At 68.1% G+C, this 14,608-nt stretch carries 16 protein-coding genes; 7 read left to right on the top strand and 9 right to left on the bottom strand.

Features of this window, described 5'->3' with window-relative positions:
* Positions 1-16: 16 nt before the first annotated feature.
* The 5 genes from EPL00_RS13895 to EPL00_RS13875 all read right to left on the bottom strand — a co-directional run bounded on the left by EPL00_RS13895 (position 17) and on the right by EPL00_RS13875 (position 4,131).
* The gene (locus EPL00_RS13895; RefSeq protein ID WP_135853814.1) at positions 17-667 is read right to left on the bottom strand and encodes a MogA/MoaB family molybdenum cofactor biosynthesis protein; all 651 of its coding nucleotides are present in this window, start codon (positions 665-667) and stop codon (positions 17-19) included.
* Between the two features lie 214 nt (positions 668-881).
* Positions 882-1,229 (bottom strand): hypothetical protein, encoded by a 348-nt coding sequence (locus tag EPL00_RS13890; RefSeq protein WP_135853815.1) that lies wholly within the window; start codon positions 1,227-1,229, stop codon positions 882-884.
* On the bottom strand, positions 1,226-2,272 hold the full coding sequence (locus EPL00_RS13885; RefSeq protein ID WP_135853816.1) for a zinc-binding dehydrogenase: 1,047 nt from the start codon (positions 2,270-2,272) through the stop codon (positions 1,226-1,228). The genes EPL00_RS13890 and EPL00_RS13885 overlap by 4 nt, the downstream gene beginning before the upstream one ends.
* Positions 2,273-2,333: 61 nt before the next feature.
* Positions 2,334-2,777, bottom strand: a complete 444-nt coding sequence (locus EPL00_RS13880; RefSeq protein ID WP_135853817.1) for a desampylase — start codon at positions 2,775-2,777, stop codon at positions 2,334-2,336.
* Between the two features lie 349 nt (positions 2,778-3,126).
* Positions 3,127-4,131, bottom strand: coding sequence for a hypothetical protein (locus EPL00_RS13875; RefSeq protein WP_135853866.1), 1,005 nt, complete (start codon positions 4,129-4,131; stop codon positions 3,127-3,129).
* Positions 4,132-4,332: 201 nt separating this feature from the next.
* On the opposite strand from EPL00_RS13875, the gene EPL00_RS13870 reads away from it, so the two are divergent.
* On the top strand, positions 4,333-5,682 hold the full coding sequence (locus EPL00_RS13870; protein WP_135853818.1) for a hypothetical protein: 1,350 nt from the start codon (positions 4,333-4,335) through the stop codon (positions 5,680-5,682).
* Here the strand turns inward: EPL00_RS13870 and EPL00_RS13865 are convergent.
* Complete coding sequence (locus EPL00_RS13865; RefSeq protein WP_135853819.1) at positions 5,679-6,518, bottom strand: PspA/IM30 family protein; 840 nt, start codon at positions 6,516-6,518, stop codon at positions 5,679-5,681. The two genes, EPL00_RS13870 and EPL00_RS13865, sit on opposite strands and share 4 nt — an antisense overlap.
* A gap of 150 nt (positions 6,519-6,668) precedes the next feature.
* Between EPL00_RS13865 and EPL00_RS13860 the strand changes: the two genes are divergently transcribed.
* Entirely contained in the window at positions 6,669-7,295 is a 627-nt protein-coding gene (locus tag EPL00_RS13860) for an alpha/beta hydrolase (protein ID WP_135853820.1), read from the top strand.
* 7 nt (positions 7,296-7,302) lie between these two features.
* Here the strand turns inward: EPL00_RS13860 and EPL00_RS13855 are convergent, their stop codons facing one another.
* Positions 7,303-8,409, bottom strand: coding sequence for a S1C family serine protease (locus EPL00_RS13855; RefSeq protein WP_135853821.1), 1,107 nt, complete (start codon positions 8,407-8,409; stop codon positions 7,303-7,305).
* 214 nt (positions 8,410-8,623) lie between these two features.
* On the opposite strand from EPL00_RS13855, the gene EPL00_RS13850 reads away from it, so the two are divergent.
* Genes EPL00_RS13850 through EPL00_RS13840 form a run of 3 tightly spaced genes read left to right on the top strand, consistent with a single transcriptional unit; the run spans position 8,624 to position 11,545 of the window.
* Entirely contained in the window at positions 8,624-10,306 is a 1,683-nt protein-coding gene (locus EPL00_RS13850; protein ID WP_135853822.1) for a glutamine hydrolyzing CTP synthase, read from the top strand.
* Entirely contained in the window at positions 10,306-11,223 is a 918-nt protein-coding gene (gene guaA / locus EPL00_RS13845) for a glutamine-hydrolyzing GMP synthase (RefSeq protein ID WP_135853823.1), read from the top strand. Before EPL00_RS13850 ends, guaA begins: the two co-directional genes overlap by 1 nt.
* A gap of 1 nt (position 11,224) precedes the next feature.
* Entirely contained in the window at positions 11,225-11,545 is a 321-nt protein-coding gene (locus tag EPL00_RS13840; RefSeq protein WP_135853824.1) for a DUF7126 family protein, read from the top strand.
* An 8-nt stretch (positions 11,546-11,553) separates the two neighbouring features.
* Here EPL00_RS13840 and EPL00_RS13835 read toward each other — a convergent pair whose 3' ends face one another.
* Both EPL00_RS13835 and EPL00_RS13830 read right to left on the bottom strand, forming a co-directional pair.
* Complete coding sequence (locus tag EPL00_RS13835) at positions 11,554-12,177, bottom strand: class I SAM-dependent methyltransferase (protein ID WP_135853825.1); 624 nt, start codon at positions 12,175-12,177, stop codon at positions 11,554-11,556.
* 108 nt (positions 12,178-12,285) lie between these two features.
* Complete coding sequence (locus EPL00_RS13830; RefSeq protein WP_135853826.1) at positions 12,286-12,981, bottom strand: MBL fold metallo-hydrolase; 696 nt, start codon at positions 12,979-12,981, stop codon at positions 12,286-12,288.
* A 117-nt stretch (positions 12,982-13,098) separates the two neighbouring features.
* Here EPL00_RS13830 and EPL00_RS13825 point away from each other — a divergent pair, with 117 nt between their 5' ends.
* Together EPL00_RS13825 and EPL00_RS13820 are read left to right on the top strand one after the other, a co-directional pair.
* Positions 13,099-13,317, top strand: a complete 219-nt coding sequence (locus EPL00_RS13825; RefSeq protein ID WP_135853827.1) for a hypothetical protein — start codon at positions 13,099-13,101, stop codon at positions 13,315-13,317.
* A gap of 603 nt (positions 13,318-13,920) precedes the next feature.
* Positions 13,921-14,238, top strand: coding sequence for a cupin domain-containing protein (locus EPL00_RS13820; RefSeq protein ID WP_135853828.1), 318 nt, complete (start codon positions 13,921-13,923; stop codon positions 14,236-14,238).
* Positions 14,239-14,608: the final 370 nt, after the last annotated feature.

Below are 14,608 nucleotides of genomic sequence, written 5' to 3'. Positions count from 1 at the left end.
GTCCGTCGAGTAGGTCCTATTCTTCGCGCCCCGCCAACCCGGCGAGGTGCCCCGCTTCCTCCACGATAATCCGCTCGACGCCCAGTCTCGCGGCGTTCTCACTCCCCGGCAGGCAGAAGACGACCACGCCGTCCACGACGCCCGCCGTCGCGCGCGTGCCGACGACCTTGGTCCCGATCTCCTCGTGGGAGAGGAGTCGGAACAACTCGCCGAAGCCGGGCAGTTCCTTGTCGAACAGCTGGCCGACCGCTTCGATGGTCACGTCGTCGGGCGTCACGCCGGTTCCGCCGGTCGTCACCACCACGTCCACGTCGTCGCGGCCGACCAGCGCGTTGACCGACCCCTGCACGCCGTCGTAGTCGTCGCCGATGAGGTCGCGGCTCACGACCTTGTGGCCCGCGTCTTCGAGGCCCGCGACGATGGCGTCGCCCGAGGGGTCGTCCGAGAGACTGCGGGACGACGAGACGGTCACGACCGCCGCGCCGAGCGACTCCACGTCGTGGGAGTGGTGGTCGTGGTCGTCGTGGCCGTGGTCGTGGTCGTGGGACGAGTCGTCGTGACCCGCCTCGTCGGTCGGCGTCTCCTCGTCGTTCGACTGGCTGGACTGGCTCTCGTCCTCCTCGTCGTCGTCGTGTCGCCGCGTGTCGCGTGACTGGAAATCGACCATGTGCGACTATTTGGCAGACGACGACTTAAATCAACGCCGCCACTGCGATTCTGTCCGGTTCGCTGTCGATTTCGCGCCCCGCCCGTCGCGGTCGCGCCGCCGTCGAGCCAGCAGTGCGACCGTTCGCCCGCGAACACCCGAAATCGCGCCCGCAAAGAAATGTATGGCGTTCTTAGACGATTCTGCAAGATTGTCTACGGGCCGACGACCGTTCTCACCCCGACCGCTGGGCCGACCAGACCGCGGTCGCACCGAGGAGCAACGCCGGAATCATCGGCAACACGAGGTAGGCGAACCGGAACGGTCGAACCGGCGGCAGAATCCAAATCGTCGCCGGAATCACGACGAAGCAGAGCGCCATGACGCCGACCAGCACCCACCCGCGCCAGTCCCACTCCTCTTGGCCGCGCTCGACGGGCGCGGCGGGGTGGTCGGGGTCGCCGTCGTAGGGGTCGTCGCGGTCGCCGCCGATTCCTCCGTCGTCGTCGCTCCCGCCGCTCGCGCGTCCGCCGCGCTCGTCGTCGACGCTCCCCGGTCGGTGAGTGTAGGTGTCTTCGGTCATCGGTCGTACTCGCTGTCGGGGACGACCACGACCTTTCCGAAGCCCTCGCGCTCTTCGAGCATCTCGTGGGCGCGGGCCGTCTCGCTCATCGGCAGAACCTCCCGGATTCGCGGCTCGAAGGTGCCGTCCCAGACCAGTTCCAGCACGTCGTCCACCTCGCCGGGGTTGGCCATCGTGGAGCCGATGACTTTCAACTGGTTCCAGAAGATGCGGTTGATGTCGGTGTCGGGCGTGCCGCCCGTGGTCGCGCCGCAGGTCACTATCCGGCCGCCCTTGGCCAGACTCGCCAGCGAGTCGCGCCACGTCGCCGCGCCCACGTGGTCCACGACCATATCGACGCCGCGCTTGCCGGTCAGGTCACGGATTTGGGCCGCGAAGTCCTCGGCCTCGTAGTTGATTACGTGGTCGGCCCCGACCTCCTCGGCGTACTCCAACTTCTCGTCCGAGGAGGCCGTCGCGTAGACGTTCGCCCCGGCGTAGTCGGCGATTTGGACCGCGGCGTGGCCGACGCCGCCCGAGGCTCCGAGGACCAGCACGTCCTCGCCGGGCGAGAGGTCGCCGCGATTGAGGAGCATCCGCCACGCGGTCTGGAAAACCAGCGGCGCGGCCGCGGCGGTCTCCCAATCGACGCCCGAGGGCACTTCCACGAGGTTCGCCTCGGGAATCGCGGCGCGCTCGCCGTGGACGCCGGGGACGTGTTCGCCGATGACGTGGAACTTCACGCACATCGTGTACTCGCCGTCGCGGCAGAACTCGCACTTGCCACACGAGACGCCCGCCGAGAGCGCCACGCGGTCGCCCGGCTCGAACCGGGTCACGTCCTCGCCGACTTCGAGGACGACGCCCGCGCCGTCGCTCCCCGGCACGTGGGGCATCTCCAAGTCCAACCCCGGCAAGCCCTTGCGCGTCCACACGTCGAGGTGATTGAGCGCGCCCGCCTTCACGTCCACCAGTACCTCGTCGCGGTCCGGCGTCGGGTCCGGGAACTCGCCGTAGTCGATGACGCTTCGGTCCCCGTGGTCGCTGAACTGGACGGCCTTCATACCCCACAGGTGGGCTTCGCGGGGTAAAACTGTTCCTCGACGCGGCCGCGAACGGAGCGAGCTACCGGTCGGCGACGACCCGCACGTCCTCGGCGACGAACTCCTCGCCGGTCCACCGCCACGACGTTACTTCGGGGGCGTCGGTGTCGCCGAGCGAGACGATGACGTACGACCGACCGGGCCACGTCGCCAGTTCGGCGTCGGTCGCGCTCGGGTCGGCCGGACCCTGCGGGTGGGAGTGGTAGAATCCGACCACCTCGCGTCCGGCGTCCTCGACTCGTTCCAGCAGGTCGAGTTGCTCGCGCGGGTCGATTTCGTACCGCGTCTCGGGGGTCTCGGCGACGTTCTCGGCCGGGTGGCGGGTCTCGACGCGGTGGTCGTCTCCGTCGCGCGCTCCGCCGAGGAGACCGCAGACCTCCTCGGGCGCGCCCTCGCGTGCGTGGGAGACGAGTTCGTCGCGGACCTCCTCGGGGATGCAGAGCGTCGGCACGGGGTTCGCTCTCACGTTGGGCTTCTCCGGGGAAAAGTGCTGGCTCGTGGAGTTCGGGGCGTCGATGTCGCCGGTCTCGACGCCGGGTCTCCGGAGTCGGACGAATCGGTGACACTAGCTTCGACCTCGCGGCTCGCGGACCTGAAACACGTCAGGTGAGTCGGCTTCAAGTTTGAGCCTATCATACCGCACCGCGACAGCACAGCACCGTATCGGCCTCACTCCTCCCCAGCCTCTTGCGTTTCTCGGCCTACGGCCTGCGATACTCGTCCCTCGCGCGGTTGGCGCGTCGCCCATAGCGACGCGCCAGCGCGCGCCGGAGGGAAAGTCGAGGAGGGCACTCGGACAACCCGTTAGCGTCGCGCTACTCGAAGTCCAGTTCGTCGCTCCGCTCCACGTCCCGGAGGACGAACGGGCCGATGGAGAGCGTCCGCTTGGCCACCGTGGCGATGCGCAGGATGTACGACAGCAGGAGCATGAACGGCACGATGGCTATCGACGTGGCGAAACTCGTCAGGAGAACGTCGTTGCTGATGCCCAGCGTCGCGCCCGGCACCGCCTTCGCGTCGTAGTAGACGATCATCGAGGCGACCACGACCAGCGCCGGGACCGCCGAGTAGAGCATCGCCCGCGAGAGGTTGACCAGTTCCCACTGGAAGTAGAGCGTCTTGAAGTGTTCGCGCGCCGGGCCGAAGAACTTCAGGACCTCCTCCAAGTCGTCGAAGGCCTCGCGCGTCTCGTCGGTCAGCGCGTCGTCGTGTTCGTTGTGGAGGCGTCGCGCGACGAATATCTTCCACGAGTAGTTGAAGTCCAACACCGCCGACAGCAGGTCGTAGCTCCCGAACTGGGCGTCGTCCAGTTCGTCGCTCACCTCGTTGGCGTTCTCTTCGAGCGCGTCCACGTAGCTCCGGATGTCGTCGCGCAACTCCTCGTCGCGGTTGTCGTCCACCGCGTCGGCGAGGTCGTTGGCCCGCGAACAGGTCTCGTCGATGAGCGCCTGTAGGAAGGCGGCGGGTTCGGGCGGGCTGACGGGGCTGTCGAGGACGCTCTCCACGTCCTCGCGGAACTCCATCGCGCCCTCCATCCGGCCGCGCTGGTCGCCGACCGGGCCGAGTTCTTGGGAGAGGACCAACTGGTTCAGCGTCACGACCAGCGTGACGCCCGTGATGATGGCGGTGACGAACGCCTGAAACAGCGTCTCGTTGGGGTCCGAGGCGGCGACCGACTGCTGGAGCGGCGAGGGGTCCAACACGCCGATGACGACCAGCGCGGCGAACACGCCGACGAGCAACACGCCCGCGACGACCCACCGATTCGCCTCCATCAGCACCCAGAGCTTCCAACTGCTCTCGTCGGCCCGCGCCCGCATCGTGTCGCTTGGCTGGGAATCGCCGTCGGACCCGCCGCCGTCCGACCGACTCCTCGGCTCGTCGTCGCTTCCCGACCCGTCGTCGCTTCCTGACCCGCCGTCGCTCCCTGCCGTTCCGCCTTCCGACATGTGCGTTCGCCTACGCGCCCTCCACGGAAAATACCCGCGGGCCTTTTGCCCTTCCGCCCCGTGTGTGCTGACATGCCACATTCGACCCGGCTCGCCCTCGCGCTGGTGGCCGCGCTCGTCCTCGCGGGCGCGGCCCCGACCGCAGGCGACCGGACTGCGGGCGCGACCGACGTGGCGGAGCCGGACGGTGCGAACGTGGACGACCCGGTAGCGGACGGTAACGGAGCGCAGAGCCAGCCGACCGAGGACAACGAGACGGTCGAAATCGAGACCGAGGAGTTCGACCCCGACTACGACCCGGCCACCGTGTTGCGCCGGGTCGAGGAGCTACGCGGCCTACAGGCCACGCAGGGCATCACGCTCCACGAGTACGACGCCGAGGAGGGACCGCCCTACGACGTGCGCGACTCGTTCGGGGCCATCCGACCGGTCGGCGCACAGACCCTGCAACTGTACTCGAACGCTTCGACCGAGCGTCGCCAACCGCTGGGCTACACGGTCCAGCGACAGGCCGCGGTTCACATCTACCTGCTCGACGACGAGGCTCTCGCGGAACACGGCGTCTCCCAAGAGGCGGTGCTGGCCCACGAGTTCGTTCACGCGCTCCAGTTTCAACACGACCTGATAACCCCCTCGCGTCGGCAGTTCCAGTCGGAGTTCGACCGGTGGACGACCGACTCGCGGCTCGTCACCACCGCAATCGTGGAGGGCGACGCGATGTGGGTGACCGAACAGTACTTCGACCGCTACGACGACAGCGACTACTCGGTGGCCGAGTACAACCGGACGCTGGCGCGGGCGGCGTGGCCCCACAGCGTCGCCGGGACGCCCTACTACTACGGCTACGAGTTCTACGAGTTAGCCGGAAGTTCGCCCGCCGACCGGTCGGCCGCCATCGAGGCACCGCCGAACTCGACCGCCGAACTCCTGCACCCCGGCGAGGAGGTCCCCGGTGTCCGGTTGCCCGCGGACCCCGAAATCCCGGACGACCGGAATCTGACCCGGTACCACACCGACACGGTGGGCGAGTTGGTGGTCCGCCACGCGCTCCGGATGAACGGTCTCTCGTTCGCTCGCGCGGCCGACGCCGCCGAGGGGTGGGCCGACGACCGGATGTACTACTACGCCGCGGCGGGCGCGACCGGCCCGGCGACCCACTGGGTGACGGCGTGGGAGTCCGAAACGGAGGCCCGCGAGTTCGTCGCGGCGTGGCGCGAGATGCTGGACGCGAACGGTGCCCGAGCGAGTAGCGAGTCGGACACCCTGTTCGTCCCGGCCAGCGACGAGGCTCCGGGGATGCACTACGTGATAGAACGCGACGGTGCGACGGTCCGTATCACCGCGGCGGAGAGAGCGGGGACCGCCGAGCGACTCGCCGCGGCGACGACCGACTCGCCGAGAGAAACGACCGCGACTGCTTAGTTGCTCTCGTCGTCGTCTTTCAGCTCTTCCAGTTCGGCTTCGATGTCCTCGTCACCACTCTCGGTCTCGACTTCGGTTTCGAGTTCCGCGTCGAGGTCCGCGGGTTCGGCCTCGCTGTCGCCGCCCGAATCGCTCGACCCCTTGCCCATCTCGGTCTTGAGCGTCTCTAGCTCCGCGTCCACTTCGCCGGAGGTCCGGACCTCTTCGAGTTCGCGGTCGAGGCTGTCCTTGTCCGACAGCGCGTCCTCGAAGACGCCCGACTCCTGCAACTCGTCCATCGCCTCGGAACGGGCCTCCATGTCCTCGGTGCGCTCCTCGGCGCGCTCGATGGCTCGACCCACGTCCTCCATCTCGTCGCCAGCGCCCGTCATGGCCTCCGAGACGCGCGTCTGTGCCTCGGCGGCCTCGTAGCGGGCCTTCATGCTCTCTTTCTTCGTGCGGAACTCCTCGATGCGGTTCTGGAGTTCGTCTTTCTTCTCGACGAGGTTGTCTTGGGTGTTCTGGAGGCTGGCGATCTGGCCTTCCAAGTCCTCGATCTGGTTCATCTTCTGCTTTTTCTTCTCCAGCGCGCGCCGAGCGAGGTCCTCGCGGTCCTGTTCGACGGCCTGACGAGCCTGCTCGTTGTGCTTCTCGACGTTCTCCTCTAAGCGCCGCTTCTGCATTTCGAGGCGCTTCTTCTGGGTCGTCAGGTCGGCGATACCCTGCTTGACCTCTTGTAACTCGTCGCGCATCTGCTCGTAGGAGTAATCGAGCGTCTCGGAGGGGTCCTCGGCCCGGTTGAGGACGGCGTTTATCTTCGACCGGACGACGTACGACATGCGTGAAAGCACTCCCATGTAACCCTCTTTCGTGACCTGACCCTTAAAATCCTCACCTCTCCAACAGTCGTCTGACGGACGAGCGACGTTTTCGCTCGGAGCGAACGCGGTGGTCTCTCTCCGCGAGAGTTGCAACCCTTATGGGAATCCTCCGACAAGGAGTCGGACATGAACTCCGAGGAGCTACCGATTCCCGGCGCGCGGGACGTTCGCGCCACTCTCGACGCACCCGACGCCGACCCGGACGACGCCGAGTCCGCCGACCCCGAAGCGGTCGTCGTCGCGTGCCCGCCGCACCCACAGCACCGCGGCCACCGCGGCGACAAGCGCCTCGTCGCGGTCAGCGACGCCCTCACCAGCGCAGGAGTCGCCTGCCTGCGCTTCGACTACGGCGACTGGGACGAGGGGTACGGCGAGCGCGAGGACGCCCGCAACGCCCTCCGGTGGGCGCGCGAGCGGTACGACCGGGTGGGCGTCTTCGGGTTCAGTTTCGGCGGCGCGATAGCGACGCTCGCGGCCGCGACGACCGACCCCCAACCCGACGCCGTGGCCCTCCTCGCGCCCGCCTCGCGGCTGGCCGACGACTTGGACGCCGCGGAGACGCTGGCCGACGTGACCGGGCCGGTGCAGGTTGTCTACGGGACCCGCGACGACACCGCCGACTGGCGGCCGCTGGTCGAGCGCGCCGAGGAGCTAGGTCACGAGACCGTCGAGATGAGCGCCGACCACTTCTTCGTCGGCCAGCACGAGAAGGTCGCCGAGTCGGTGAGCGAGTTCCTGATTCGGGAACTCTGAGCGCGTTTCACGCGACCAGCGCGGGACGCTCGCCGATTTCGACCGGCACCGTGGTCACGCCCCCGTCGCGGCGCACCCGGACCGAGAGGGTGTCGTCGGGACTCGCTTCGAGCGCGAGGTAGGCGTGGAGGTCTTTGTCCGAGCGAATCGCCGTCCCGTCGATGGCGAGGAGGGCGTCGCCGCCGACCGGGACGCGGAACCCTTCGACGCGCTCGACGCGCGTACACGGTCGGAGTTGGCCCGCGGCCGGAACGTCGGAGGGGACGTTCACGACGAGGACGCCCTCGGCGGTCGGGAAGTCGTTCGCCCGCGCGACCAGTTCCGTGACGGTCGTGGTCTGGGCACCGAGGTAGGGGTGGTCGTACTCGCCGTCGGCGACGAGCGCGGGGACGACGCGCCGGACGAGCGGCGCGGAGATGGCGAACGCGATGTTGTCGCCGCCGCCCGAGTTGACGACGCCCAGCACCTCGCCCGAGAGGTTGACGAGCGGGCCGCCGGAGTTGCCGGGGTTGACGGGCGCGTCGGTCTGGATGGCGTTGGGAATCTTGTAGTCGCCCGCGGGACTCGGCACCTGTCGGTCAACGCCGCTGACGATGCCCGAGGTCAGCGACCCGCGGAGTCCGTACGGGCTTCCGACGACCGCGACGCGGGTGCCGATGACCGGTTCGGAGTCGAGGAGGTCCAGCGGTGCGACCTCCTCGGGGGCGTCCACCTCGACGACCGCGAGGTCGCTTCGGGGATCCCGGCCGACGACGCGGCCGACCCGCGAGCGGGTGTCGTCGAACTGGACGCTCACTCGGTCGGCCTCGCCGACGACGTGGTAGTTGGTGACGAAGTGGCGCTCGTCGTAGAGGAAGCCCGACCCCTGCGAGCCGCGGGGCGTACGAATCAGCGCCACCGAGTCGGAGGTCTCCCGGTAGACGCGGGTGTAGACGCTATCGGCGTCGGCGGTGGTCGTCTCAGAGGCGTCGCGGACCGGTTTGCCCTCCGGTTGCGCGGTCGTCGTTCCCTCGGAACTGTCCGCGGTCGGCGGCGAGTCGCTCGAACACCCGGCGACGCTGGCGGTCGCCGCCGTCGCCAGTGCGCCGAGGAGTCGCCTGCGAGTCGATTTCATCGGTCGCTCCTCCCACTATCCGACAAAGAAGGTTGGGATAGCGGTCGGTTCGAGCGTCGCGTTGACGACCACCCCCAGTCGAGAGGCGACGCTGGCGGGACGAGCGACGCTGGTGAGACGAACACCACCGGCGAGACCGCCGCTAATCGTGTCACCCTCTGGCGCTGCTTGCGCGCTCCGAAATCGTTTTGAACAGCGCCCGCCGACACCCAGTATGCCGACAGAACCGGAAACCGATTACGACCCCTCCCTCGGGAACAAGTTCATTTTCGTCACCGGGGGCGTCATGTCGGGACTCGGCAAGGGCATCACCGCCGCCAGCACCGGCCGCCTGCTGGCCAACGCCGGGTTCGACGTGACCGCGGTCAAAATCGACCCCTATCTCAACGTGGACGCGGGGACGATGAACCCCTTCCAGCACGGCGAGGTGTACGTCCTCAAGGACGGCGGCGAGGTGGACTTGGACTTGGGGAACTACGAGCGGTTCCTCGACGTGGACATGACGTTCGACCACAACGTCACCACGGGCAAGACCTACCAGCACGTCATTGAGAAGGAGCGCGCGGGCGACTATCTGGGCAAGACCGTCCAGATTATTCCCCACGTCACCGACGACATCAAGCGCCGGGTTCGGGAGGCCGCCGAGGGCCACGACGTGTGTATCGTGGAGGTCGGGGGCACGGTGGGCGACATCGAGGGCATGCCGTTTCTCGAAGCCCTCCGTCAGTTCGCCCACGAGGAGGACGAGGAGGACTTCCTGCTGACCCACGTCACCTTGGTCCCCTACTCGAAGAACGGCGAGCAGAAGACCAAGCCGACCCAACACTCGGTGAAGGAACTGCGCTCTATCGGTCTCCAACCCGACATTCTGGTGGGGCGTTGCGAGGACGAACTCGACGCCTCGACCAAGGAGAAAATCGCGCTGTTCTGCGACGTGCCGACCGACGCCGTCTTCTCGAACCCCGACGTGGAGGACATCTACCACGTCCCGCTGATGGTCGAGGAGGAAGGGCTGGACGAGTACGTGATGGACCGGTTCGAACTCGCCGACGACGCCCTGCCGCCGGAGGAACGCGACAACACGTGGCGGAACCTCGTCACCCAAGACACCCACGGCGAAGTCGAAATCGCGCTGGTCGGGAAGTACGACCTCGAAGACGCCTACATGTCGGTCAACGAGGCGCTCAAGCACGCCGGACTGGAGAAGAACGTGGACGTGAACGTCCGGTGGGTCGATTCCGAGAAGATGGCCGAAGACCACGAAGACCGTCTCTACGAGGCCGACGGCATCGTCGTCCCCGGCGGATTCGGCTCGCGGGGAACGCGAGGCAAAATCGAGGCCATCCGGTACGCCCGCGAGAACGGCGTGCCGTACCTCGGTCTCTGTCTCGGCTTCCAACTCGCGGTCGTGGAGTACGCCCGGAACGTCCTCGGACTGGAGGGTGCCCACTCCGCGGAAATCGACGAGGACACTCCGCATCCAGTCATCGACCTCCTGCCCGAGCAGTACGACCTCGAAGACCTCGGCGGGACGATGCGACTGGGTGCCCACGAGACCGACATCGAGGAGGGAACCCTCGCGGCCGATATCTACGGCGGCACTTCTTGCACCGAGCGCCACCGCCACCGCTACGAGGTCAACCCCGAGTACTTCGACCAGTTCGAGGAGACGGGCCTCGCGTTCTCGGGTCGCTCGGGCAACCGGATGGAGATTCTGGAACTGGCCGACCACCCGTACTTCCTCGGCACGCAGTTCCACCCCGAGTTCCGGTCGCGGCCGACCCGCGCGAGTCCGCCGTTCGTCGGCCTGCTGGAGGCCGTCCTCGACCGAACCGACGCGACGACCGACGCCGATACGGATACCGAAACCGAACCCCCAGAGGAGGTCGAAGCCTGATGGTCAACACCGACGAATTCATCGACGAGAAGATAGCAGAGATTCGCGAAGCAGTCGGCGACGCAAACGCGGTCATCGCCCTGTCTGGCGGCGTGGACTCCTCGACGGCCGCCGCGCTGGCCTACGAGGCGCTAGGCGACCAACTCACGCCGGTCTACGTCGATACCGGCCTGATGCGGAAGGGCGAGACCGACGAGATTCGCGAGACGTTCGACTACATGGACAGTCTGCGCATCGTGGATGCGAAAGACCGTTTCCTCGACGTACTCGCGGGCGTCACCGACCCCGAGGAGAAGCGCCACGCCATCGGCGAGCAGTTCATCCGGGAGTTCGAGACGGTCGCCGACGAGACCGACGCCCAATACCTCGTGCAGGGGACCATCTACCCCGACCGCATCGAGAGCGAGGGCACCATCAAGTCCCACCACAACGTCGGCGGCCTGCCCGACGTGGTGGACTTCGAGGGCATCGTGGAGCCGATGCGCGACCTCTACAAGGACGAGGTTCGGGAGGTCGCCCGCGCGCTCGACCTCGAAGAGATAATCGCCGAGCGCATGCCGTTCCCCGGTCCGGGACTGGCGGTCCGCATCCTCGGGGAAGTCACCGACGAGAAGCTGGAAGTCGCCCGCGAGGCGACCCACGTGGTCGAGGAGGAACTGGAGGAGTACGACCCGTGGCAGGCGTTCGCCGCGGTCCTCGGGAAGGCCACGGGCGTCAAGGGCGACAACCGCGTCCACGGCTACGTGGTCTCGGTCCGCTCGGTCGAGAGCCGCGACGGGATGACCGCCCGCGCCCAAGAAATCGACTGGGAGACGCTCCAGCGCATCCAGAGCCGCATCACCGGACAGAACGACAACGTCTCGCGGGTGGTCTACGACGTGACCCACAAGCCGCCCGCGACCATCGAGTACGAGTAAGATGAAGGTACTCCTCGTCGGACCCGACCGAGACGGACTGGGCGACGCCCTCGAAGCCGAGGGCGTCGAACTGACGCGCATCGAAGACGTTGCGAACCGCCCCGCACTCGAAGACGCGGGGGTCGTCGAGGCCGACGCGCTCGTCCTAACCGAGACCGAGAGCGCGACCGGCATCCCGGTCGCCAAGGACCTCAACGACGACCTGCACGTCGTCGTCTACACCGCCGACGACCTGCCGGACTTCGCCCGCGGGCAGGCCGACCTCATCGTGGACCCGGAACTCCTCTCGGCCGAGGCGGTGGCCGAGGAATTGGCCGCCTGAAGGCAGTCTCACTCTTCTAATCGCGCTTCGAGGAACGGCTTCCGCACTTCGTCGTCGGCCAGTTCGTCCACGACCAGCCACTCGTCTTCGACCGCGAACCCAGCGTCGGCCAGTTGGGATTTCGTGGCCTCGGCTCCCGCGATGTCCCACCGCATCTCGACGCCGCTGTCGAGCCAGTCGGGGTTCTGGCCGGACCACTCCTCGACGCCCTCCGTCAGGAGGACGCGCCCGCCGGGCCGGAGGACGCGCGCGAACTCCGCGAGGACCGCCTCGTGGTCGCCCGAGGGGACGTGAATCAGCGAGTGGAACGCGGTCACGGCGTCGAAGGCGTCGCTCTCGAACGGGAGCGCGGTCATGTCGCCCCGGACGAGCGGCGCGTCGGGGACGTTCCCGCGAGCGAGTCGCAACTGTTCGCGCGAGAAGTCCAGCCCCACCGGGTCGCCCGACTCCGCGATTCGAGCGAGGACCGGCGTTCCCTGTCCGCACCCGGCGTCGAGGAGTCGCGGGCGCTCCGGGAGCGCGTCGAGGAACTCGGTCAGAATCTCGGTCCCACGACCCTCCGCGGACCGCTCGGCGGCGTAGGTCTCGGCCATCTCGTCGTAAGCCCGACGAACGGCGTCTCTGTCGCTCATCGCTTCGACAGATTGGTCGATACCACGTAAGTTTCGCGGCGGTGTGGGTCCGAGTGACAGTCGGCGACGGCCGACCTACAGACGACCGTCATCCGCTCGGCCGACGCTCTACAACCGCTCGGCCAACTCCCGCAGGCGCTCGCTCCCGCGGCGCATGATGGGCGTGCCGTGGCCCATCGCGGCCACCTCGAAGTCGGGCGCGTCGTCGGCCAACCGCCGGACGCTCCGGGCCACTTCGTCGGTGTCGTAGCTGATGACCCACGGCGACGCCTCTAATTGCCCGCCCTCTTCGCGGACCAAATCGCCGAGAAACGCCACGCTCGGCGACTCGGCGACGTAAACCACGTGGCCCGGCGAGTGACCCGGCGTGTGGTAGGCGGTGAACCCGCCGATTTCGTCGCCCTCCTCGACCGGCCGGATGGGGAGGTCCGGGACCGAGACGAGGGGATTCGTCACGCGCTGCAGGAGACCCTTGTGATTGCGCGCGTCCGGCTTGCGCTGGCCCGCCAGTATCTCGGCGTCGGCCCGACCGACGTAGACGGGCGCGTCGAGACCGAGTTTCGAGAGCGCGCCGACGTGGTCCACGTCGTAGTGGGTGACGAGGACGCGGGCCACGTCCGAGACCCGATACCCCGCCTCGCGGATGCCGTCGCGCACGGCGGCGGCGTCCCGCGGCGTTCCGGCGTCCACCAACACGAGGTCGCCGTCGTCGTCGGCGAGGTAGGCGTTGACGCCGCCGAGGTCGAGCCACCAGACGCCCGCTTCGGTGCCGGGTTCGGCTTCGAGTTGGGTCGCAGTCGCCATAGCGAGTGCTACGACAGCATACCTCAAAGCCCTGTCCCCGCAGACGTGTTCGCTCGACCGGACGCCGTGCCGCCGCCGAGCGGACGCTTTTTGTCCGTGGGGACCTCTCGTTCGGACATGGAGAACCGCTTCCCGTCGTCCGGGTCAGTAGACCGCAAGCGGGCGGCACTGGCCGTCCTGCCGTTTCTAGCGTTGGGCCTGTTGGACGTAATCCTCCTGCTGGCGTGGGGCATCGACCCGCTCTGGGGGTTCGCTATCCTGCCGCCCATCCTGTTCGTGAGCGTGCTGGCGTGGATCGCGTTCTCGACCGGCTTCGTCGGCGACCATCGCACGTAGTCGCCGGACTCGGTTCCCGCGTCGCCGCGGTCGCGCTACTCCTCGAATGCCGAATTACGACGCCACTCGACAGTCGTTCGAGTGCCCTACGCCACCGTTGAACAGTTCACGACCGTTCACTGCGCCGCTGAACGGGTCTGAACCATCTGGACGGTCATCGCGGTTGAAGTGGGAGGCCCGCATAGAGACGATTGCGGTCATTGCGACCGGCGCACTGCCGTCCCGCTCCCGGCAGTGCGACGACGACCGCAACCGCACATCCCGGCACGACGAGCGGCGACGAACACACCCGGCCGGGCCGACCCGCCCACCGGCCCGGTTTTCCGCCAGCGCGACGGCCGACCGCTTCGCCGCTGCTCGTTTCAGAGGCACACGAATCCGCACCCATCGACCGCCGCACTCTCCGATTCGCCCTCCGCGCGGCCGCGCTCCGCCACCCGGCCGCGACAGCACTCGGCCGTAACCGGCCGAATCGCGACTCGGCGACACCCGGCACGACTGCGCCACCGGACTCGCCCGCCCGCCCCGCTTCTCGGAGACCGAGGCCACGACCGACGGTCGATTCGACCGAGTTTTAAGACCTGTCCCGCCGTCCTCCGTGGCATGGGACTCGACCGCTATCCGGACCTCGACCCCGACGAGGGACAGGTCGTCGACGCAGAACTGGCCGTGACAGACGACGTACTCGTGAAGGCGTTCGCGCTCGGCCCCGACGCGGAACTCTCTCCGCACGACCACGCCGACGCGACCAACGTCTTCCACGTCCTCGAAGGAACGGTGACGGTGATTCAGGGCGACACCGAGGAGGCCGTCGAGGCTCCCGGCGTCGTCCTCCACGAGCGGGGCGAGGTCCACGGCGCGCGCAACGACACCGACGAGCGCGCGGTGCTGACCGCGAGCCTCTGTCCGCTCCCGTCCTGACCGGTCGGCGTCGCCCGCTTTCACGCGGCCGCTCCGTAGCGCGCACCCTCGACTCGTCCGACCGGCGCGTGGGGGCGCGGCCTCGTGCCGCGCCCGGCCGCGCGAGGGAGCGGCCGCGTTCAGGCGGCCGCGAGGCTGGGGAGGCGTGAGGCTCGCGGTCACGGCGCGGTGCCCCGCGGGGCGGTGGGGTCCGTGGCGTCGGCTACCTCGCCGTCACTGTACGGTGCGGTCGGACGCCGTGCAGTGCGGTCGGACGCCGTGCAGTGCGGTCGGACGCCGTGCAGTGCGGCCAGTCGCCGTCAGTTACCGTTTCGGCACGAGCGATACGGTCTCTCCGGACGCGTCGCTCCTGCTCGCACGGGGGTCCTCC

Origin of the sequence: Halorussus salinus (assembly GCF_004765815.2) — an archaeon.
Lineage (GTDB): Archaea > Halobacteriota > Halobacteria > Halobacteriales > Haladaptataceae > Halorussus > Halorussus salinus.
This window is presented reverse-complemented; position numbering and strand designations above follow the sequence as displayed.